The following is a 21132-nucleotide window of genomic DNA, read 5'->3' on the forward strand; positions in this document are numbered from 1 at the left end:
ATGGCGAAGCCCACCGCCGGCATCCGGCTGCGAGACCGGATCGGCTCCATCACGAGCGGCACCGTGGCGTGGATCTACGCCGCCCTGCTGATCCTGCCCTTCTACTACTTCGTGGTGTCGTCGTTCAAGGACAACGACGGCATCTTCGAGTCCCCACTGGCGCTGCCGGCGTCGTGGGACCTGTCGAACTTCACCGAGGCGATCCGCCAGGCCTCGCTCGGACCGGCGATCGCGAACTCGGCGATCACGACGGTGGCGGCCCTGGTGCTGACGCTCGTGCTCGCACTGCCGGCGTCGTTCGCCCTCGCCCGGGCCACCGGTCGCGCGGGACGGATCGTCGAGGGGCTGTTCTCGCTCGGGTTCCTCATCCCGTCGTTCGCGGCGCTGTTCCCGACGTTCCTCCTCGCCGCGGGCATGGGGCTCTTCCACACCCGGACGTTCCTCGTGCTCCTGTTGCCCGCGACCGCGATGCCCCTGGCCGTCGTGATCCTGACCCAGTTCATGCGGACGATCCCGCGCGAGCTGGAGGAGGCCGCGTCGATGGACGGTGCCTCGGCGTGGCAGGTGATGCGCCAGGTGTACCTGCCGATCTGCATCCCGGGCATCGCCACCGTGCTGCTGCTGAACTTCCTGTCGTTCTGGAACGAGTACCTGTACGCCTTGGTGCTCATCGGGCCGGACACCGCGCAGCGGACGATCCAGGTGGCGCTCCCGACGCTGAAGGTCGACGCCGGCACCGACTACGGGATGCTCATGGCCGGCACCCTGTTCACGCTGCTGCCGGTGTACCTCGTCTACTCGATCCTGCAGCGCCAGATGCAGCGCGCCCTGGTGTCCGGAGCGATCAAGGGATGACCGCGCACCCGACGAGCCAGCCGACCGCGAGCAACCTCGACGTCCGCGCCCGCATCGGCCAGCTCAACCAGCGTCTGAAGGGCTGGGAGGCCGTCCGCTGGGTCGACGGCCGGCCGCGGATCACCGACGTCCTGCGCGCCGAGGTCGACCGGTGGGGTGGCATCGGCGCGGTCTACGGCGTGCTCCGTGCCGACCCCTGGTCCGGCGTGCACTGGGGCAACGGCATCCCGCCCGAGCGTTCCGCCGAGGCCTACGCCGCCGTGCAGGACCACGTCGTCGCGCACAGCGACGGTGGTGTCCCCACGCTCTTCGTCGAGGAGGTCCCGCACGGGCTGCAGGCCCTCGGCGGCACGACGGTGCCGGTGAACCTCGCGCTCGGCGCCGCCATGGACGAGCAGCTCGTCGAGGAGCTGGCCGCCGCGGTCGCCGCCGAGGTCCGGGCCCGCGGCACCCACGTCGCCCTCGTCTCCGGGCTCGACGTCCTGCGCGACCCCCGGTGGGGCCGGAGCGAGGAGTGCTGGTCGGAGGACGCCGCGCTCGCCGCGATCATGGTCGCCGCCACCGTGCGCGGCATGCAGGGTGGCGGCCCCGGCCCCATCGACGGCCGGCACGTCGCCGTCGTCGCGAAGCACCTGGCGGGGCAGGGCGCCGGCATCGGCGGTCGCAACGGCTCCGGCGCTCCGATCGGTCGTCGCGAACTCGCCGAGGTGCACCTGCCGCCGGCGCTCGCCGCCGCACGCGAACACGTCGCCGGGTTCATGGCGGCCTACAACGACGTCGACGGGGTGCCGTGCTGCGGCAACCGCGACCTGCTCACGACCACGATCCGCGACGCCTGGGGCTGGGACGGGCTCGTCATGGCCGACGGGACCGCCGTCGACCGGCTGCGCGACGTCACCCCCGACCCGGCCTCGGCGGCTGCGCTCGCCCTGCGTGCCGGGGTCGACCTGAGCCTGTGGGACGAGGCGTACACGCACCTCGACGAGGCGCTGGACCGCGGCTTGGTCAGCACCGAAGACCTCGACCGTGCGGTCGACCGCGTGCTCGCCCTCAAGCGCCGCGTCGGCCTGCTCGGCACACCGGAACCGGCACCGGCACTGGTCCCGACACCGGGACCCGTGCCGCCCGCCGAGGCACTCGAGCGCACGACCGTCGCGCTCGCCGAGCGTGCCGCCGGCCGCGCCGTGGTCGCCCTGGGCGGAGCGCTGCCCGTGATCGCACACGACGCCGTCGTCGCCGTGGTCGGCCCGAACGCCGACGACGTCGACGCGCTCCTCGGCGACTACGCACCCCCGAGGCCGCCCGTCGACCCCGGTGCGTCCACCGTCCGCTCCGCCCTGGAGGCCCGGCTCGGCCCCGCCCGCATCCGCACCGCCCGGGGCAGCGGGCTCCGACAGCCCCTGCCGGGCCCCGACGGGCTCCTCGCGGTCCGCACCGCGCTCCTCGGCGCCGACCTGGCCGTGGTGGTGCTCGGTGGCTCGAGCCGTCGCGCGTACGACGACGGCTTCGAGGACAACGGCGCCGTCAGTGGTCCTGCACCGGACACCACGAACGGCGAGGGGGTCGACCTGGCCTCGATCGCCGTGCCCGAGGCGCAGCTCGACGTGCTCCGCGCCGCCCGCGAGAGCGGTCTGCCGGTCGTCGCGGTCGTCGTCGACGGTCGCCCGCGGGTCCTGACCGAGGTGCTCGCGCTGGCCGACGGTGTGCTGGTCGTGCCGTTCCCGGGGCCTTCCGGCGGTCGTGCCGTCGCGGACGTGCTGTTCGGCGCCCCGGCCGAGGGGCGGCTCCCCGCGACCTGGCCCGGCGCCGACGGTGTCCTTCCGGTGGCGCACGACGAGCGGCTCGAGACGGCACGCGGCTACGTCGACGTGGCCAGCCGCTCGACCGCGACCGGTGCACCCGGGCCGGGCGACGGGGTGGACGTCCGCTTGGCGGAGGGGAGCGACGCGGTGACTGCCGTGCGCCTCCTGGCCGGGGGGACGGTGACCGTCCCGGTGACGGTGCGCAACAGGTCGGACGCGCCCCGTCGGGTGTCGGTGCCCCTGTGGGGGCGGCGGCGGGAGACCGGTGTCCGACCGCGGCGACGGCGACTGCTCGCCCTGGTGACGGTCGACGTGCCCGCTGGCGGGACCGTCGACACCGCGTACACGCTCGGACTCGATGCGCTCGGCACGTGGGACGCTGGTCTCCGGCTCGGTGCACGGCCGCTCGAACTCGACTGCTGGACGGACGACGTGCTCGATCCACCCGGGTCGACGCGGACCGTCCGCGTCACCGACGGACAGGAGTCAGTGCGATGGGTGTCGTGACGCGGACGCAGCTCGAGGAGATCACGCCGACGCTGGTGGCGGCCGCCGACCGGGTCCGCGCCGCGGTCGGCACCGAGGTCGGGGAGCGGGTGGAGCGCGCGCTCGTCCGGACGCTGCGGGACACGATCTCGCTCGACGACGACGGCGCCTTCGTCATCACGGGGGACATCCCGGCGATGTGGCTCCGCGACTCGACGACGCAGATGACGCCGTACCTGCGGTTCGCGCCGGACGACCCGGCGCTCGCGGACCTGCTCTGGGCGGTAGTGCGGCGGCAGCTCCGGCTGATCGAGCACGACCCGTACGCGAACTCGTTCAACCGCGAGCCGAACGGCGCGCACTACGACCCGGACGACCTGAACGCCGACCCGCTGGTGTGGGAGCAGAAGTACGAGGTGGACAGCCTGGCCTACCCGGTGACGTTCGCGCACGCGCTGTGGCGGGCGACCGGCTCCACGGCGGTGCTCGACGAACGGGCGCACCGGGTGTTCCGCACCATCGTGGCGCAGTGGCGGGCCGAGCAGGACCACGACGCCTCGGCGTACCGGTTCGTGCGCGACGGGGCGATCCCGACCGAGACCCTGGCGCGTGACGGCCGCGGCACCCCGGTCGCCGTGACGGGCATGACGTGGTGCGGGTTCCGCCCGTCGGACGACGCCTGCACGTACGGCTTCAACGTGCCCGCGAACCTGTTCGCCGCCGAGGCGTTGCTCGCCGTCGCCGCGATCGCCCGCGAGGTCTGGTCCGACACGGGGCTGGCGGACGACGCCGACGTGCTGCGCGCGAGCATCCTGGACGGCGTCCGGAAGCACGGCATCGTCGCCGGGCCGGCGGGTGCGGACGTCTACGCCTACGAGGTCGACGGCCTGGGCGGCGTGCTGCTCATGGACGACGCGAACACGCCGTCGCTGCTGTCGCTGCCCCTGTCCGCGCCGTCGGTGCTCGACGACGCGGTGTGGGCGGCGACGCGGGACTTCGTGCTGTCGCCGGCGAACCCGTACTGGTTCAGCGGCACCGCGGCCGCCGGTGTCGGCAGCCCGCACACGTTGCCGCAGCGGGTGTGGCCGATCGCCCTCGCGGTCGAGGGCCTCGTGTCCGGGTCGCCGTCGCGCCGTCGGGAGCTGCTCGACGTGCTCGTGGCGACCGACGGCGGGACCGGCGACATGCACGAGTCGTTCGACGTCGAGGACCCGACGCGGTTCTCGCGCCCGTGGTTCTCGTGGGCGGACGCGATGTTCTGCGAACTGGCACTGGCGGCGGCCGAGGACTGATCCTCGGCCGCCGCCAGTGCGGGTCCTGCGGGTGACCGACTAGGCGCCGAGCGCGGCGTCCACGATCTCCTTGGCCTCGCGCTGCACCTGCTCCAGGTGCTCCTGCCCGACGAAGCTCTCGGCGTAGATCTTGTAGACGTCCTCGGTGCCGGACGGCCGTGCGGCGAACCACGCCTTGTCCGTCACGACCTTGACGCCGCCGACGGCAGCGTCGTTGCCGGGGGCCTTCGACAGCTTGGCCGTGATCGGGTCGCCGGCCAGGGTCTCCGCCGTGATGGCCTCGCCGTCGAGCTTCGACAGGCGGGCCTTCTGCTCCTTCGTGGCGGCGGCGTCGACGCGCTGGTAGACCGGGTCGCCGAAGCGCTCGGTCAGTTCGGCGTACAGCTGCGAGGGGGTCTTGCCGGTGACGGCGACGATCTCGGACGCCAGGAGCGCCAGGATGATGCCGTCCTTGTCGGTCGTCCACGCGGTGCCGTCGGTGCGCAGGAACGACGCCCCCGCGGACTCCTCGCCACCGAAGGCGACGGAACCGTCGATCAGGCCGGGCACGAACCACTTGAAGCCGACCGGGACCTCCCACAGGCGGCGGCCGAGCGACTCCGCGACGCGGTCGATGATGCTCGACGACACCAGGGTCTTGCCGATGGCGGCGTCGTCGCGCCAGGCCGGACGGTGTGCGTAGAGGTACTCGATAGCGACGGCGAGGTAGTGGTTCGGGTTCATCAGGCCGCCGTCGGGCGTGACGATGCCGTGCCGGTCGGAATCGGCGTCGTTGCCGGTCAGGACGTCGAACTCGTCCTTGTGCGCCAGGACCGAGGCCATCGCCGACGGGCTCGACGGGTCCATCCGGATCTTGCCGTCCCAGTCGAGCGTCATGAACGACCAGGTCGGGTCGACGTCCGGGTTCACGACGGTCAGGTCGAGGCCGTAGTGGTCGCGGATGAGGTTCCAGTAGGGGAGCGAGGCGCCGCCGAGCGGGTCGGCACCGATCTTCACCCCGGCGCGCTTGATCGCGGCGATGTCGATGATGTTCTCGAGGTCGGCGACGTAGGTGTGCAGGAAGTCGTAGCGGTCGGGGGTGGCGTGCTCGGTGCGCTGCACCTCGGCGTTGCCGCCCTCGATGATCGCGTTCGCTCGGTTCGCGATCCAGCTCGTGGCGTCGCTGTCGGCCGGTCCGCCGTGCGGCGGGTTGTACTTGAAGCCGCCGTCGCGGGGCGGGTTGTGGCTCGGCGTGATGACGATGCCGTCCGCGGTGTCGGGGTTGCCGGCGCGGTTGTAGCGGATGATCGCGTGGCTCAACGCGGGGGTCGGCACGTAGCCGTTGTCGCTGTCGGCCAGCACGTGCACGCCGTTGGCGGCGAGGACCTCGAGCGCGGTGCGCTCGGCGGGGCCGGACAGCGCGTGGGTGTCGCGCCCGATGAAGAGCGGGCCGTCGGTGCCCTGCGACTGCCGGTACTCGACGATCGCCTGCGTGATCGCGGCGATGTGGGTGTCGTTGAAGGCGGAGTCGAGTGAGGAGCCGCGGTGTCCGGAGGTCCCGAACACGACCTGCTGCTCGGCGACGGAGACATCGGGCACACGGTCGTAGTAGGCGGCGACGAGCGCGTCGATGTCGACGAGGTCGTCTGCGGTCGCGGGGGTGCCGGCGCGGTCGTTCATGCGTCCATCCTGGCATCGCGCACCCGGAGACGTCCGGCCGGCGCACAGCCCGGGCCGCAGAGCGCGGACCGGGCCGTGTCCGCCGGTGGGGGTCAGGCGGTGCGGAACGAGCCCGTCGCCGTCCGGAACGAGCCCGTGGCGGTGCGGGTCGACGCGGTCCAGGTGCCGGGACGCGATCGCTGCGTGTCGGTGAAGCGCCCGAGGCGCCCGGTGATCGGCGCGCCCGTGTAGGTGCCGACCGAGTCGGTGGCGCGGCTGCCGGTGAAGGTCCCGCGCTCGTCACGTCCGCCGAGCCCGGACACGAAGGTGCCGCCGAACGGGAAGGTGCTGTTCGTCATGGTGGTCTCCTCGATGTGGTGGCGGCATCGAGGATCGCCGGTCCGACGACCCTGACGCCGTCGGCTGGAGACACCACCGTACGTGACTGTCTTGCATCATGCAAAACAAGTGCACGAACGTGCGCGATCAGGCCAAGAGCTCGCAGAAGCTCCGGCCCGCGACCGTCCAGCTCTGCCTCGCCATGAGGCCCGCGTCCGCCGCGTACCGGTGCAGCGCGTCGAGCCCGACCTCGGCCCAGGGGAACCCGGCGCTCTCGTGGCCGTCGGTGTCCACCACGCGGGCGGTGTACACGCGGTCGGCGAGGGGGTCGGGGTTCGTCTCGACGATGACCCGGCCGCCGGTGCGGACGATCTCGCGACAGCGTTCCAGCAGTGCGGCGGGGTCGCCGCCGATGCCGATGTTGCCGTCGATGACCAGGGCGGTGTCCCAGTGGCCCTCGTCGGGGACCGCGTCGAACACCGATCCCTGGACGGCCGTGCCGCCGGACCGTTGCGCGATGGCGACGGCCTCGGCCGAGACGTCGACGCCGAGCGCCGGGATGCCGAGGGCGCGGGCGGCCACGAGCATCCGACCGGGGCCGCAGCCGATGTCGATCACGGGGCCGTCGGCGTCGTCGAGCAGCGAGCGGTCGACGCGGTCGGCCGCGGCGCTCCAGCGACTGACGTCCATCGTCGTCACGACGTCCGGTCGGTCCGGGTCGGTCAGGCGGAGGCTGCCGTCCGAGCGCAAGGCCCTGGCGTACGGCTCGCCACCGCCGGCGCCGAAGGAGACGGGTGCGTGCATGGTCATCTACAGACTCCCCACGGTCTCGGCACGGAGTGCCTGGGTGAAGCCGGACTCCGGCGCGATCTCGGCGACGCGCTCCGCGTCGGGCACGGTGTCCACGTCGAGGAGTTCGCCGAGGATCCCGACGTCGAGGCCGGCGTCGGTGAGGCGTGCGAGCTGGACCGCGCCGGTGTCGTCCTGGGACATCGGGACGCCGCGCAGCAGGTCACCGGTCGGGTCGTGCAGGTAGAGCGACCAGAAGCCGCCGTCCTCGGCGGGGCCGAACCAGGCGCCGCGTTCCGGCTGGTCGAACACCGGGGCCAGGTCGTCGGCCGACACCTGCGGGGTGTCCATGCCGACGAGCAGCAACGGGCCGTCGATCGCGTCGAACAGGAAGCCGAGGCGCTCGTCGAGACCGCCGCCGGGCTGGTGGAGGACGTCGAAGCCGTCGGCCGACTCAGGCACGACGTCGCCGTCGAAGAACAGGACGCAGCGCTCGGCGGGCAGGGCGCGGACGGTCGACAGGGTGTCGGCGAGGCTCGCGGACGCGACACGTGCGGCACCCTCGGGGGAGAGTGCCGGGGTCAGCCGGGTCTTCACCTTGCCGGGCAGGCACTCCTTCGCGACCACGGCCACGGTGATGCCGGCGGTCATGCGCGCGTCCCCTCGGCCGAGGCGGTGACGGGTGCGGAGTCGGGCCGTGCCGCGGAACCGGTCGCGGCGGTGGAGCCGGCCACGTGACGGACGGACGCCGGTGCGACGACCCGGACACGGGCCTCCCGGCGGTACGCACGCAACAGGCGGGTCATGTCGCGGACCGCGTTGACCGTGCCGCGGAGCGTGCCGGTCACCTTGCTGTCGCCGATGCGCTGCGCGTAGCCGATGTCGGACTCGTCGACGCGCCAGCCGGCCGCGTGCGCGGCCAGGACCATCTCGAGCGGGTAGCCGCTGCGGCGGTCCTGCAGGTCGAGGGAGACGAGGTCCTCACGACGCATCACGCGCATCGGACCGAGGTCGCGCAGCCGGTAGCCGGTCGCACGGTGCATGAGGACGGCGAGGACGCGGTTCGCGAACCGGGCGTGCGGCGCCCAAGCGCCCTTGCCGGTCGGGACGCGGCGGCCGAGCGCCAGGTCGACGCGGCCGCTGGCGACGCGGTCGACGAGCGGCGGCAGTTCGGCGGGGTCCATCGACGCGTCGGCGTCGCAGAAGGCGACGAAGTCCGCCGTGGCGGCACGGACGCCGGCGGCGCAGGCGGAGCCGAAGCCCTTCACCGGTTCCGTGACGACGAGGGCGCCGTGCGCGCGCGCGACGTCGGCGGAGCCGTCGGTCGAGCCGTTGTCCACCACGATCGCGCGGTAGCCCTCCGGCAGGCGTGCGATCACCTTCGGCAGGGCATCGGCCTCGTCGAGGCACGGGAGGATGACGTCGACACTCATGTCCGTCATTCGGTGCCGTTCGTCAGAACGACGGGTCTGTCCTGTCATGCACTCGACGTAACACGACGACGCGCGGCGGGGTACAGGAAACCTGTACCCGCTGGTCAGTCAGCGCACTGTTCCGAGGCTGGGTCCCCAGAACGGGGGACAGGTGTGCTTCGTGAGCAGAAGTGGTCGGGTCGCGTCCGACGACCCGACCATTCCTGCTCACGAAGCGCGCTACTTGACGGCGCTCCGGAGGGGAGCGGTGGCGAAGTCGCGCATGCCGGCCGCGAAGTCGACCTCGGCGCGCCAGCCGAGTTCGGCGGCGATGCGGTCCGAGCTCGCCGTGACGTGGCGGACGTCACCCAGGCGGTACTCGCCCGTGACGACCGGCTGCGGGCCGTCGGGGCCGGCGATCGCCGCGGCCATGTCGCCGATCGTGTGCACGACGCCGGACCCGACGTTGTACGCGCGGAACGAGTCGGCGGGCAGGTCGGCGGTCGCAGCGATCGAGGCGGCGTTCGCCCCGGCGACGTCGTCGACGTGCACGAAGTCACGGCGCTGGGCACCGTCCTCGAACACGCGGGGCGCCTCGCCGCGGGCCAGTGCCGAGCGGAACAGTGAGGCGACACCGGCGTAGGGGGTGTTCGCGGGCATGCCGGGTCCGTACACGTTGTGGTAGCGGAGCGCCATCGCCCGGCCGCCCGTCGCGCGCGCCCAGCTCGAGGCCAGGTGCTCCTGCGCGACCTTCGTCTGCGCGTACACGTTGCGGGGGTCGAGCGCGGCGGACTCGTCGATCAGTCCGGGCAGCAGGGGGTGGCCGTCCGGGCCGATCGGGTCGAAGCGGCCGGCATCGAGGTCCTCGCGGCGACGGGCCGGCGGCCGGACGGGCTCGCCGTCGGACGTCGTGTACGAACCCTCGCCGTAGACGACCATCGAACTCGCGACGACGAGCCGGCCGATGTCGTGCCGGTCCATGCCGGCGAGGACGTGAGCGGTGCCGGCGTCGTTGGACGAGACGTAGTCAGGGGCGTCCTGGAAGTCGACGCCGAGGCCGACCTTGGCGGCCTGGTGGCAGACGACGTCGACGTCGTCGAGCGCGGCGTCGAGCGAGACCCGGTCGCGGACGTCGCCGTGCACGAACTCGATGCCCTGCTGCTGGTGGGCTCGGACGACTTCGCCGGGATCACCGTGGACGTCGTCGCGGAGGGAGTCGAGGACGCGGACCTCGTGGCCGTCGACCAGGGCGCGGCGGACGATCGCGGAGCCGATGAAGCCGGCGCCGCCGGTGACGAGGAGGCGGCTCATGCGGTGGGGCCCGTGGCGTGCTGGGCCTGCGTGACGCTGGCGCCTGCGGGCTGGGCCTGCATGATGCTGGCGCTCGCGCTGGTCGGGACGAGTTCGCGCGGTGTGAAGTCGGCGGGGATCGCCCCGACGATCTCGCCGATGGCGCGGACGATCACCTCGTTGGCGCGGGCGAGACGTTCCATCACGAGGGCGTGGGTGACGGGTGCCCCGGCGTCGTCGGCTGCGTCCGCCGTGGCCGCGTGGGCGGCCGCTGCGGCGGCGGCTTCGTCCTCGGTCGGGGCAAGGCCGGCGTCGGCGTCGGTGACGAACGACAGGTTGACGGTCGCGATGCCGAGCTCGGCGGCGAGCGGGACCTCGGGGGTCATCGTCATGTTGATCGTGTGCCCGCCGGCCTCGCGCAACCAGACGGACTCGGCGCGGGTCGAGAACCGCGGGCCCTGGATGACGACGCACGTGCCGGTCGGACGGAACGGCACGTCGAGTGCAGCGATCGCCTCGACGGCCGCGCGCCGCAGCGTGGGGTCGAAGGGGTCGGCGAACGACAGGTGCTGGACGTCGTCCTCGAAGAACGTGTCCGCACGGCCGAAGGTGCGGTCGATGAGCTGGTCGGTCACGACGAAGGTGCCGGGGGCGTAGTCGGGGTGCAGGCCGCCGACGGCGCTCGAGGACACGATCGCCCTGACCCCCAGGGAACGGAGCGCCCAGACGTTGGCGCGGTGGTTGATGCGGTGCGGGGCGACGGAGTGCTCACGACCGTGCCGGGTGAGGAAGGCGACCCGACGGCCGGACATCGTGCCGATGCTGATCGGGCTCGACGTCGAGCCGAACGGCGTCGGTACGTCCAGTTCCTCGGCGGTGCCCTCCTCGAACAGCTGGTAGAGGCCGGAGCCCCCGATGACACCGATCGTCACGGCTTCGTCGTTCTCCACAGGTCCTCCGAAAGGTCGTCGGCGCGGTCTGCGCGCTGGATACGCTACTGACGCCGGCCCCGGACGAACCGGGAGCGGCGACACCATCCCTGTTCGGAGGCACCTGTGCGAACGATCGGTCAGCACCGCGACGACCTGGCGGCTCTGCTCGCGCCGGTGGTGGCGGGCCTCGGGGCTGCGTCGTGGCGGATCGACGACCTGGCAGTCGACGGCCGTGCCGGTCACGGGTACCGCGTGCTCGCTGCACCCGTCGCCTCCCCGGTCCCGTTGCCGCCCTTCGACAACAGCCAGATGGACGGCTTCGCGGTCCGGGTGGCCGATGCCGGGCAGGACGTCCAGGTCGTCGCACCGATCCCGGCCGGGGTCGTGCCCACGCCGCTCTCCGTCGGCACAGCGGCACCGATCATGACCGGCGCGCGGATCCCTGACGGCGCCGATGCGGTCTTCCCGGTGGAGGCCACGTCGCCGGGGTCCTTCCCGGCCGCGCTCGACCTGGGGCACGTCACGGTGCCCGCTGACATCGTGCCGGGCACCTTCGTGCGAGCGACCGGCAGCGACCTGGCCCTCGGGGCGTCCATCGCTCCGACCGGTGCGCCGATCACCCCAGCCATGCTCGGCGCGCTCGCGTCCGCCGGCGTGTCCACCGTGCAGATCCGCCGCCCGCTGCGGGTCCTCGTCGTGTCGACCGGGTCCGAACTGCAGGGCGCCGACGCCGACGCGGCGACGATCGGCGACGCGAACGGCATCGCACTGCGGGCGGCGCTCGCCGAGGTCGGGGCTTCGTCCCGCACGGTCCGCGTCCCCGACGACGTCGACGCGTTCGTCACCGAGCTCGACGACGCCGTGGGGGAGTGGGCCGACCTCGTGTTGACCACCGGTGGGATCAGTGCGGGCGCGTACGAGGTCGTGCGACAGGCACTCGAACCCCGCGGGCTCGCCGTCACCCCGGTCGCGATGCAGCCCGGTGGGCCGCAGGCGTTCGGCAGCGTGGTGCTCGCCGGTCGCCCGGTGCCCGTGGTCTCGTTCCCGGGCAACCCCGTCTCGGCACTCGTCTCGTTCGAGGTCTTCCTCCGTCCGCTGCTCGCGCCCCTCGTCGGACTGGCGGCCGACCGCTCCGTGCTGCACCTGCCCGCGGCATCGGCTGCGCAGTCACCGGGCGGCAAGCACCAGGTGCGGCGTGGACGGGTGTCCGACGGTGTGGTCCACTTCGTGGGCGGACCGAGTTCTCACCTGCTCGCGCACTACGCGGCCGCCACGCACCTCGTCCACGTCCCGGTGGGGGTCGACACCGTCGAACCCGGTGACGTCCTGACCGTCTGGAGTCTCCGATGACCGAATCCGCCGAGAGGACCGACATGTCTGATCCGTCCGACGCGGCCGATCCGTCCGACGCGGCCGAGCAGGCCGACCTGTCGCACGTGCGCGCTGACGGGTCCGCGCACATGGTCGACGTGTCCGCGAAGGACATCACCGACCGCTCGGCGACCGCCACCGCCACGCTCGTCACCCGTCCCGACGTCGTGGCCCGCATCCTCGACGGCTCCCTGCCGAAGGGCGAGGTCATCGGAACCGCCCGCATCGCCGCGATCATGGCGGTGAAGAAGACGTCCGACCTCATCCCGCTCTGCCACCCGCTGCCCATCGCCGGCGTGCAGGTCGACATCACCGGTGCCGACGACCGCGTGCTGATCGAGGTCTCGGTGCGCACGACGTCGCGGACCGGCGTCGAGATGGAAGCGCTGACCGGCGCGAGCGTCGCCGCACTGACCGTGTACGACATGGTGAAGGCCGTCGACCGAGCGGCCTCGATCACGGACGTCCGGGTGCTCGAGAAGCACGGCGGGCGCTCCGGGGACTGGAGCAACCGATGACCTCGCAGCCGACCAGGGGCCGTGCCGCCGTCGTGGTGGTGTCCACACAGGCCGCCGCCGACGCCGCACTCGACCGCACCGGTCCCGTCATCACGGGGTGGCTCCGCGAGCGGGACTTCACCGTCGCCGAGCCCGTGATCGTCCCCGACGGCGGGGCCATCACCGAGACCGTGACCGCCGAACTGCTCGCCGGCGCCCGGATCGTCATCACCACCGGCGGCACCGGCGTCACCCCGACCGACCGGACGCCCGAGGCCGTCGCGCCCCTCATCGACCTCGAGCTGCCGGGCATCCTCGAAGAGGTCCGTCGTCGGGGCCTCGCCGGAGCCGGTCCGACCGCACTGCTCAGCCGCGGTATCGCCGGCATCAGCACCGGTGGGTCCCTGATCGTCACCCTTCCCGGGTCCCGCGGCGGCGTCGCGGACGGACTGGCCGTCCTCGACGGGCTGGTCGAGCACGTGCTCGCGCAGGTGCACGGCGAGGGCCACGCGCCCAGGAGTGCGTCGTGACCACGTCGCCGGCCCCGTCCCCCGCACCGGATGCGCGCGTCGTCCTCGCCGACGTCGTCGATCGGTCGATCACCGTCGACGAGGTCTCGGCCGTCGTCGCTACCGACCAGGACGGCGCCGTCGTCACCTTCGCCGGCGTCGTCCGCGACCACGACGGCGGCAAGGGCGTCACCGCGCTCGACTACGAACGACACCCCAGCGCCGGCGATGTCATCGCCGAGGTCGCCCGCGCCGTCGCCGATGCGCACCCCGAGGTCCGGATCGCCGTGCTGCACCGCGTCGGGGCGCTCGGCATCGGGGACGTCGCGCTCGCCGCAGCGGTGGCGTCGTCGCACCGGGCGCAGGCGTTCGCGGCGTGCGGCGAGCTCGTCGACCTGGTGAAGGAGCGGGTGCCGATCTGGAAGCACCAGCGGTTCATCGACGGCACGGACGAGTGGGTCGCTGCCCTGTGATGGATGCTCAGGTAAGGGTGGTTGGGTCGCACCGGTGACCGAGACGCAGACTGCTGCCGACCAGCGGTGGGCCGACGCGGAGACCCGGGCGCGGGCGTTCCTCGCGCAGCCGCGCGACCGTCGTTTCCTGCCCATCCGCGGGTTCGTGCTGGCTGTCGCCCTGACGTTGGCGCTCCTGGTCGTCATCAGCGGCACACTGCCCCCGGGCTCCGAGGCGCGGCTGGCACTCTCCGCCATCGGAGCCGGCATCGCGGTCCTCGTCCTCGTCGCAGTGGTCATCCGGGCCGTCCGGTTCCGACGCCGTGCGGGCCTCGCTGTCGTGCGTGTCCAGGTGCTCGCGTCGTTGCTGCAGCGCGAGCAGCGTGCGGTGTCCCGGGCAGCGACGGGCAGGACGGATGCGCCGGCGGATCGACGGATCGTGGTCGACGCCGTCGCGACCGACCTGGCGAGCGGCGACGGTCTCCCGATGCTCGCCGGACAGCTGGTGGTCTGGACGGCGCTCGCCGTCTCAGGGGTGACCTTCTGGCCGCTCTACCTCGTCGGGGTCCTGGTCGCGGCTGTCCAGTTCGTGTGGACCACCCGCTCGGCGATGCTCGCCCAGCGGTACCTCGCTGCGTCACCGACATCGTGAGCACCGAGCGCGCCGACGCCGACCCTGTGCACCTTCGCAACCGCGACGCTCGTTCGGGGCATGGTGAGACTCCAAGCGGATCCATAGAATCGCGAACATGAGCGTTTTGCTGCCCGGGATCACCGTCATCCTGCTGGTCTTCGCCCTGATCGACATCCTGACGAAGAACGACGACCAGATCCGCGGCCTGCCGAAGATCGCGTGGGTGATCCTCGTGATCCTGGTCCCCGTCGTCGGCAGCATCGTCTGGTTCGCCATCGGCCACGACTGGGCACCGGGCGAACGGAACCACGGCCGCTACATCGAGCCCACCCGCCATGAGGACCGGTACGCCACCCTCGGCGACGCCCGCAGTGCCCACGGCGCGAAGCGCGTGACCAGCACGGAGCAGGAGCTCGCCGAGCTCGAGCGCGAGATCGAGTACTGGGAGGCGCAGGCCCGCTTGAAGCGCGCGAAGGAAGCCGCGGGCGAGGGCGACGCCGCACCCGCGAACTGACGCACCGCCCACCCGAGCCGAGCCGATCCCCGCGAGCTGACCCGGGCCTCCCGGCCGACCTGCCGGCGCGCCGACGTGCCGACGCACCGTGCGCGGTCTGTCGGCTGGTGCGAGGTTGCGCGCTCCGTGCGCCGCTACAGGCTCGCACCGAGCGGGCAACCTCGCACCACTCGAACAAGCGCGCACCGTGCGACGAGCCCGCCACGCGCCAGCCAACCACCCCGACCACCGGCCCCGCACCGACCACCCCGCCACGCCGCCTACCCTTGACGCGTGGCACATCTCCTCGGCGCCGAGAACCTGCATCTCGAGTTCCCCACCAAGGTCGTCTTCGACAACGTCACCCTCGGCATCGACGAGGGGGACCGGATCGGCGTGGTCGGCCGCAACGGTGACGGCAAGTCGACCCTGCTCGCGCTGCTGTCCCAGCGCCTCGAACCCGACGACGGCCGCGTCACGCACCGCCGGGGTCTGACCGTCGGCTACCTGGACCAGCGCGACATCCTGCCCGAGGGCGCGACCGTCGGCAGCACCGTCGTCGGTGACCTGGAAGAGCACGAGTGGGCCGGCGACCCGAAGATCCGCGACGTCATCGGCGGTCTGGTGTCGGACATCCCGTGGGACGTCAGCGTCGACGAGCTGTCCGGTGGCCAGCGCCGCCGTGTGGCACTCGCGCGGCTGCTGGTCGGTGACTGGGACGTCCTGTTCCTCGACGAGCCCACGAACCACCTGGACGTCGAGGGCATCCAGTGGCTCGCCGAGCACATCAACCGTCGCTGGTCGTCGAACCAGGGCGGCATGGTGGTCGTGACGCACGACCGGTGGTTCCTCGACGCGGTGTCGACCGACACGTGGGAGGTCCACGACGGCGTCGTCGACCCGTTCGAGGGCGGCTACGCGGCGTACATCCTGCAGCGCGTCGAGCGCGACCGGCAGGCCGCCGCCAGCGAGCAGCGCCGTCAGAACCTGGCCCGCAAGGAGCTCGCGTGGCTGCGCCGTGGCGCACCGGCCCGGACGAGCAAGCCGAAGTTCCGCATCGACGCGGCGAACGCCCTGATCGACGACGTCCCGCCGATCCGCGACACGGTCGCGTTGGCGAAGACGGCGACCGCTCGCCTCGGCAAGGACGTCGTCGACCTGCTCGACGTCAGCGTCTCGTTCGACGGCACCCAGATCCTGGACCGCATCGAGTGGCGCATCGCACCGGGGGAACGGACCGGCATCCTCGGCCCGAACGGTGCCGGCAAGTCGACGCTGCTCAACCTCGTCTCGGGCACGCTCGCGCCGACGAGCGGCCGGGTGAAGACCGGCAAGACGGTGCAGGTCGCGATCCTCGACCAGCAGCTCGCCGACCTGGCGCAGTTCGCGGACGACCGGGTGCGCGAGGTCGTCGCCCGCAAGAAGACGAGCTACGTCGCGGACGGCAAGGAGATGACGCCGGCGCAGCTGCTCGAGCGCCTCGGCTTCACCTCGGAGCAGCTCTCCACGCCGGTCAAGGACCTGTCCGGTGGGCAGAAGCGCCGCCTGCAGCTCATGCTCATCCTGCTCGACGAGCCGAACGTGCTGATCCTCGACGAGCCCACCAACGACCTCGACACCGACATGCTCGCGGCCATGGAGGACCTGCTCGACACCTGGCCGGGCACCCTGCTGGTCGTCTCCCACGACCGGTACCTGCTCGAGCGCGTCACCGACCAGCAGTACGCCGTGCTCGGCGGCCACCTGCGACACCTGCCCGGCGGCGTCGACGAGTACATGCGGCTCCGTGCGGCCGGCACCGGTGGCGGGACTGCTTCTGCGGCTGCCGCCGCGTCTGCCGGGAGGCCCGACACGGCTGGCGGGACCGGTTCGGCCGGTGCCGTGGCCGGTTCCAGTGCCTCGGCCGGTTCCGGCGCGTCCGCTGCGGCCGCCACGGGCTTGTCGGGCGCGGAGCGTCGGACGGCCGAGAAGGAGATGTCGGCGCTCGACCGGAAGATCGCGAAGGTCGGTGCGGACCGGAAGAAGCTGCTCGACCAGTTCGCGACCCACGACCAGTCGGACTACGGCGGGCTCGGGGAGCTGCAGGCGAAGCTCGCGGCGCACGAGGCCGAGATCGAGCAGCTCGAGGAACGCTGGCTCGAGGTCGCGGAGCTGCTCGGGGTCTGAGCGGGTCTACTCCGCTGGTTTCGCGTCCTCGGGGGCGCCGCCGCCGGGGTTCGCGACGACCTCCCACAGGTGACCGTCGGGGTCCTGGAAGAAGCCGGACCACATGCCCCACGGCCGCGTGTACGGCGCCGCGAGCATCGTGGCGCCGGCGATCCGGGCCCGGTCGAGGAACGCTTCGGCGTCGGCCTGACTGTCGGCGAAGTGCCCGATCGCGGCCACAGGGCCGTCAGCGAGGGCGACACCCGAGTCCTTCGCCATGTCATCCCGCCCGTACACGCTGACGATCAGGCCGTCGTCGAGGGTGAACATCGCCGTCGTCCCGCCCGCCTGGGTCTCCGTCGCCGGGTACTCGGTGCCGATGACGCCGCTGCCCTCGATGCCGAGCAGGGCGCGGTAGAACTCCGCCGATCGTGCGACGTCGGCGACGGCCAGGGTGATCGCGTGCATGGCCCGGAGGCTACGCCGGCACACCGCATCCTGTCAGTCGGCCGGCTCAGTCGCCGAGGCCGAGGATCAGGCGCCGCAGCAGCCCGGCCAACTGGTCCTGCTCGGCGTCGGACACACCGGACAGGATGTCCCGCTCGGCCGCCAGCAGGTCGGCGATGGCGGCGTCGACCGCCACTCGGCCCTTCGTGGTGAGCGAGACGAGGATGCCCCGGCCGTCCTTCGGGTCCGTCCGCCGACCGACCAGGCCCCGCGCCGCCAACCGGTCGACCCGGTTCGTCATGGTGCCGCTCGACACCAGGGTCTGCTGCAGCAGGGTCTTCGGGCTCAGCTCGTACGGCTCGCCCGCTCGCCGCAGGGCCGAGAGCACGTCGAACTCCCACGGCTCCATGTCACCCGCGTCGAACGCCGCACGCCGGGCACGGTCCAGGTGTCGGGCCAGCCGGTCGACGCGGGACAGCACCTCGAGCGGGCCGAAGTCGAGGTCGGCACGCTCGCGCCCCCACGCCGCGACGATCCGGTCGACCTCGTCCTGGTGCGGCATCCCCCCATCTTGGCCGAACCAGGGGCGGACGGCCAGCCGCGTCGGTCATGGGAAGATGGACGAGCACCTGCGGGTGCGTTCCGCCTTGGTGTAATGGCAGCACGACGGCCTTTGGTGCCGTTAGGTCCGGGTTCGAATCCTGGAGGCGGAGCCCTGGGGTGTTCGGAGTTTTCGGCGATCTCAGTCGGAATATTCGGGCGTGACAGCAGGCCGAGGTGGAAAACCGCGTTCAGCTCCGCTCCCAGGGTCGCTCGTCCTGTCCCGACGACCGCTGGGGAGCGTACCGCGACGCGTGCCTTGGTCTGCGTTCGCTTCGAGGAACGACGAATACCCCCTGCCGGACGTGGCGAGGGGGAGTTCAGGGTCTATGAAGTTTGGAGGCGCGGGCTCGTCAGTCCAGTAGTTGGAACTCTGGTAGCTGCGCGATTGCGTTGAAGCCGTTTCGAGAGTCGTGCTCGTCGAGGGTCAGGGTGCTCAGGCCGGCCTCGAACAGGGCGGGGCTGGTGTTGTTCATGCGGTTGATGGGCGCGAGGCTCAGTCGCTCCTTCAGCCACTCGATGATGCGAGCGAGGTTTGCGCTTGCAGCTGCAAAAGCGGCAGCGAGCTCGACAAACCAGGGTCCGCGGACGCGACGCTTCATAGCCACTCCGAGGGCTTCGCGATCGGCGTCTTTGAGGCGCGAGTTGCCGTTCTCGACATTGTTGCGCTGGCCGAACCAGGCACGCTGCTCGTCGGAACCGTACTCGAACTCCTGGTGGTACTTCAGGTGGCGCTGATTCAACACACCCGGGCGATTGCTGAGGTTGCCCGGGACCTTGACGGTCTTCCCAGGCACTTTGAGTTCCACGACTTCGCCGGATTCGGGATCGAACTCGACCTCATCGCTCTTGAACGTGGGATAGGTGTACTGCCGGGCGCCCGTCTGGTCGAAGTTGCTGCGCGGCTTCAGATGGTACTTGCTGCGCGAGTTTCGACGCTTCGTCGCGAGTGCCTCGGCCTCAGCGCGAGCGGCGCTTTGCGCTTCTTCCGGTAACTCTTCAATGGCGGCAAGTCGTGCCTGGTGAGTTTGTTCGAGGAAGACGAGGGTTGAGGGCATGCATGCCATGTACCAGTTGCCGCCCACCATGATGAGCTTGTGACGGCCGTCTTTGCTGTTGTAGGACGCCTGGATGCCGAGTTCGGTCGTCTTGTAGTCCATAACGACCTTGACGCCAGCTTTCGCGAGCGGCCCTTGGAGGTCCTGAACTCGGGCGCCGGGGAAGTACGCGCGGTCGCCGATGAGTGTCTTGACGTCGATTCCGCGCGAGCGCATCGAGTTGTAGAGGTGCAGCCCGTGTCCGCGAGTCTTGCCCGGCTTGTGCCCGCTGGTCGCGAGGAACAGGAGCGGGTATGTGAAGTCGCTTTCAGCAGGGTCGCGAGTCATGACCGCGAACTCGACCTCCCAGCCGAACTTGCGCTTGCTCTTCTTGACTCCGGACCCGTCGTGATCGCCATCGCGCGTGTACCACCCGCAGTCGAAGTTCACCGAAACCGTATCGTTCGGGCCGATTGTCTTGTCACCCTTCTGGCTGCCGGAGACCTCCGCAAAGGTGGCGTCGATGGCGACAGCGCCCTTGAACCGTCGGCGGACGTCCCTCGGCAGGAAGTTGACCGAGCCGTCAATGAGGAGGTTCGTGAGCTCGAGCATTCGCGCGTGCCGTTTGGCCATCTGCTTACGCTCTCGACTCGCGACGAGGAGGTCGTAGTCCTTCTTCAGCATTCGCTCGCCCCGCTTGCCGGGGTGTCGGTCAGTGAGGGTTCGCAGGCGCTGGATCGCCTCCCAGAGGCGGCGGTACTGCGTAGCCTGGTGCGGAGAGAAATGAAGGATGCCAACGGCTTCGCGTTGCCGAACGGTCAAGGACATCGCGACTTCGGTCATCTTCTTGATGCTGACGCTTCGTCGAGCTCGCATCGTCACGAACATCAACTTCAGAAGGCTTGCTTCTGAGAAGAGTGCGCGACGTCCTCGATTCGAGCGACGTTCCTCACGCCGCCACTCCATCACTCGTTCTTCAATCGCTGCGCGGCTGAACAGGAGAACCGCCTCGTGGACAGCGAGTTCGAGTGGAACCACTTCGCCGACGCGCATGTACTTCCCCATAGGCACACCGAAGGCTTCGAGCATGAATCGCTCAGCATCTTCGTAGTCGTGGTGCTTGGGAAGCGGCGCGGTCATCGTGCCACCTCCGCGCGGAGCTGGCTTCGGTAGGAGTCGGTGTCCAGTGCCGGGACATGGGCGACGAGTTGGTCGAGGTGTTCGAACTTCGTGACGCCGGCGGCGGTCATGAGAGCGCGCATGTCGGTGCGGGCAATGAGGTGGGTGATGAGCCAGGTGTTCCGCATGCGGGTGGTGACGGGACCTGGTTCGTTGCCGCGGTCTGTGTCGTAGAGGAACGTGGTGAGCGTACTGATGCCGTGCTTGACCCGCTTCGGCGACCCGAATACCCAGTGCTCCGGCTCGACCTCGGCAATGGAGTTGAGCAGGAGCGTCTCAAATCGGGCCAGGAGCGGAACGGTCCGGGCTCCCGCCGTGACGGTGACGAGGACACCCTCGGCGTCAGCGACGATGTCGCGGCGGCGGACCTGGAGGAGCTCGTTCGCTTTGAGCCCCGCTCCAGCGCAGAGCGCGAGGACGACGCCGGCGCTGCGCCGTCGTGCCGCGGTCGACTGGCCCGTCGCCCAGCTCTCGAGGAGGTGCAGGTCGAGGTCGTCGTAGGGTGCTGCGGTGTTCTGCGGAGCCGTCGGCGCGAACTCCAGCGGCACCTCGCCGACGAGGACCTCGGACATGCGCATCAGAGCGGACCGGTACGTGCGACGCGTGGTGTCCGACCAGGTGACGTCGGTCCGGGTGATGTAGCGCCGGATGATGACGGGGTGGAAGACGACGGCGGTCTTCGCCGGGTATCCGCTGACGTTGATGACCCAGTCGACGAACGGTGCCGCGACAACGATGAGCCGGTCGGCGGGCTGAGCAATGGACACTGCCGCGTCAGCCACTGCGCTGACAACGAAGGCCCGGACAACGCTCCACCTGTCCTCCGCGAACGTCGGGACGTACTTCACCGGTGTTCCTCCGCGCCTGAGGAACGACAGGACGGCACGGAGCATCGCGGCAATGTACTGACGCAACGAGCGGAGGATCTGGCGA

At 71.3% G+C, this 21132-nt stretch carries 21 protein-coding genes, 1 tRNA gene and 1 pseudogene; 12 read left to right on the plus strand and 11 right to left on the minus strand.

Translation table 11 applies throughout. From position 1 onward, the window contains the following. Genes ACXKZB_RS03835 through ACXKZB_RS03845 form a run of 3 tightly spaced genes read left to right on the plus strand, consistent with a single transcriptional unit; the run spans position 1 to position 4435 of the window. A complete protein-coding gene (locus ACXKZB_RS03835; protein WP_123293697.1) occupies positions 1-855 on the plus strand; it encodes a carbohydrate ABC transporter permease in 855 nt (284 codons plus the stop codon). After that, complete coding sequence (locus ACXKZB_RS03840; protein WP_488824779.1) at positions 852-3164, plus strand: glycoside hydrolase family 3 protein; 2313 nt, start codon at positions 852-854, stop codon at positions 3162-3164. Before ACXKZB_RS03835 ends, ACXKZB_RS03840 begins: the two co-directional genes overlap by 4 nt. Beyond that, the gene (locus ACXKZB_RS03845) at positions 3152-4435 is read left to right on the plus strand and encodes a glycoside hydrolase family 125 protein (protein WP_488824780.1); all 1284 of its coding nucleotides are present in this window, start codon (positions 3152-3154) and stop codon (positions 4433-4435) included. Before ACXKZB_RS03840 ends, ACXKZB_RS03845 begins: the two co-directional genes overlap by 13 nt. Positions 4436-4474: 39 nt before the next feature. Here the strand turns inward: ACXKZB_RS03845 and pgm are convergent, their stop codons facing one another. From pgm to ACXKZB_RS03880, 7 genes are all read right to left on the minus strand, one after another. After that, the gene (pgm, locus tag ACXKZB_RS03850) at positions 4475-6094 is read right to left on the minus strand and encodes a phosphoglucomutase (alpha-D-glucose-1,6-bisphosphate-dependent) (RefSeq protein ID WP_222659588.1); all 1620 of its coding nucleotides are present in this window, start codon (positions 6092-6094) and stop codon (positions 4475-4477) included. A 92-nt stretch (positions 6095-6186) separates the two neighbouring features. Beyond that, positions 6187-6432: a hypothetical protein gene (locus tag ACXKZB_RS03855; RefSeq protein WP_222659590.1), complete on the minus strand. Its 246-nt coding sequence runs from the start codon at positions 6430-6432 to the stop codon at positions 6187-6189. 127 nt (positions 6433-6559) lie between these two features. Then, a complete protein-coding gene (locus tag ACXKZB_RS03860) occupies positions 6560-7222 on the minus strand; it encodes a class I SAM-dependent methyltransferase (RefSeq protein ID WP_488824781.1) in 663 nt (220 codons plus the stop codon). Then, entirely contained in the window at positions 7223-7852 is a 630-nt protein-coding gene (locus ACXKZB_RS03865; protein WP_488824782.1) for a TIGR04282 family arsenosugar biosynthesis glycosyltransferase, read from the minus strand. Beyond that, positions 7849-8634 (minus strand): glycosyltransferase family 2 protein, encoded by a 786-nt coding sequence (locus ACXKZB_RS03870; RefSeq protein ID WP_488824783.1) that lies wholly within the window; start codon positions 8632-8634, stop codon positions 7849-7851. Before ACXKZB_RS03870 ends, ACXKZB_RS03865 begins: the two co-directional genes overlap by 4 nt. A 219-nt stretch (positions 8635-8853) precedes the next feature. Further along, positions 8854-9924, minus strand: coding sequence for an NAD-dependent epimerase/dehydratase family protein (locus ACXKZB_RS03875; protein WP_488824784.1), 1071 nt, complete (start codon positions 9922-9924; stop codon positions 8854-8856). Continuing rightward, positions 9921-10853 carry an MTAP family purine nucleoside phosphorylase gene (locus tag ACXKZB_RS03880; RefSeq protein WP_488824785.1) on the minus strand — a complete coding sequence of 311 codons (933 nt, stop codon included), beginning with the start codon at positions 10851-10853 and terminating at the stop codon, positions 9921-9923. The genes ACXKZB_RS03875 and ACXKZB_RS03880 overlap by 4 nt, the downstream gene beginning before the upstream one ends. Before the next feature lie 105 nt (positions 10854-10958). Between ACXKZB_RS03880 and ACXKZB_RS03885 the strand changes: the two genes are divergently transcribed. The 8 genes and pseudogenes from ACXKZB_RS03885 (at position 10959) to ACXKZB_RS03920 (ending at position 16957) form a co-directional block, all read left to right on the plus strand. Then, positions 10959-12185 (plus strand): molybdopterin molybdotransferase MoeA, encoded by a 1227-nt coding sequence (locus ACXKZB_RS03885; protein ID WP_488824786.1) that lies wholly within the window; start codon positions 10959-10961, stop codon positions 12183-12185. A 23-nt stretch (positions 12186-12208) separates the two neighbouring features. Further along, positions 12209-12724, plus strand: a complete 516-nt coding sequence (moaC, locus tag ACXKZB_RS03890) for a cyclic pyranopterin monophosphate synthase MoaC (protein WP_488824787.1) — start codon at positions 12209-12211, stop codon at positions 12722-12724. After that, the gene (locus tag ACXKZB_RS03895) at positions 12721-13233 is read left to right on the plus strand and encodes a MogA/MoaB family molybdenum cofactor biosynthesis protein (protein ID WP_488824788.1); all 513 of its coding nucleotides are present in this window, start codon (positions 12721-12723) and stop codon (positions 13231-13233) included. The genes moaC and ACXKZB_RS03895 overlap by 4 nt, the downstream gene beginning before the upstream one ends. Then, complete coding sequence (locus ACXKZB_RS03900) at positions 13230-13685, plus strand: molybdenum cofactor biosynthesis protein MoaE (RefSeq protein ID WP_488824789.1); 456 nt, start codon at positions 13230-13232, stop codon at positions 13683-13685. The genes ACXKZB_RS03895 and ACXKZB_RS03900 overlap by 4 nt, the downstream gene beginning before the upstream one ends. Before the next feature lie 34 nt (positions 13686-13719). Then, on the plus strand, positions 13720-14316 hold the full coding sequence (locus ACXKZB_RS03905) for a hypothetical protein (protein ID WP_488824790.1): 597 nt from the start codon (positions 13720-13722) through the stop codon (positions 14314-14316). 97 nt (positions 14317-14413) lie between these two features. Beyond that, on the plus strand, positions 14414-14812 hold the full coding sequence (locus ACXKZB_RS03910; protein ID WP_488824791.1) for a PLDc N-terminal domain-containing protein: 399 nt from the start codon (positions 14414-14416) through the stop codon (positions 14810-14812). A 375-nt stretch (positions 14813-15187) separates the two neighbouring features. Beyond that, positions 15188-15554: pseudogene (locus ACXKZB_RS03915) on the plus strand (ATP-binding cassette domain-containing protein); the annotation flags it as partial. A gap of 56 nt (positions 15555-15610) precedes the next feature. After that, complete coding sequence (locus ACXKZB_RS03920; RefSeq protein WP_488825949.1) at positions 15611-16957, plus strand: ABC-F family ATP-binding cassette domain-containing protein; 1347 nt, start codon at positions 15611-15613, stop codon at positions 16955-16957. A 6-nt stretch (positions 16958-16963) separates the two neighbouring features. Here ACXKZB_RS03920 and ACXKZB_RS03925 read toward each other — a convergent pair whose 3' ends face one another. Together ACXKZB_RS03925 and ACXKZB_RS03930 are read right to left on the minus strand one after the other, a co-directional pair. After that, complete coding sequence (locus tag ACXKZB_RS03925; RefSeq protein ID WP_488824792.1) at positions 16964-17404, minus strand: VOC family protein; 441 nt, start codon at positions 17402-17404, stop codon at positions 16964-16966. A gap of 46 nt (positions 17405-17450) precedes the next feature. Then, entirely contained in the window at positions 17451-17945 is a 495-nt protein-coding gene (locus tag ACXKZB_RS03930) for a MarR family winged helix-turn-helix transcriptional regulator (protein WP_488824793.1), read from the minus strand. Between the two features lie 79 nt (positions 17946-18024). Between ACXKZB_RS03930 and ACXKZB_RS03935 the strand changes: the two genes are divergently transcribed. Next, a tRNA-Gln gene (locus tag ACXKZB_RS03935) sits at positions 18025-18096 on the plus strand. 240 nt (positions 18097-18336) lie between these two features. Here the strand turns inward: ACXKZB_RS03935 and ACXKZB_RS03940 are convergent. After that, complete coding sequence (locus ACXKZB_RS03940; protein WP_096897530.1) at positions 18337-20160, minus strand: hypothetical protein; 1824 nt, start codon at positions 20158-20160, stop codon at positions 18337-18339. Beyond that, entirely contained in the window at positions 20157-21092 is a 936-nt protein-coding gene (locus ACXKZB_RS03945) for a hypothetical protein (RefSeq protein ID WP_488824794.1), read from the minus strand. The genes ACXKZB_RS03940 and ACXKZB_RS03945 overlap by 4 nt, the downstream gene beginning before the upstream one ends. Positions 21093-21132 lie beyond the last annotated feature (40 nt).

This window comes from Curtobacterium sp. ABR8 (genome assembly GCF_057812125.1).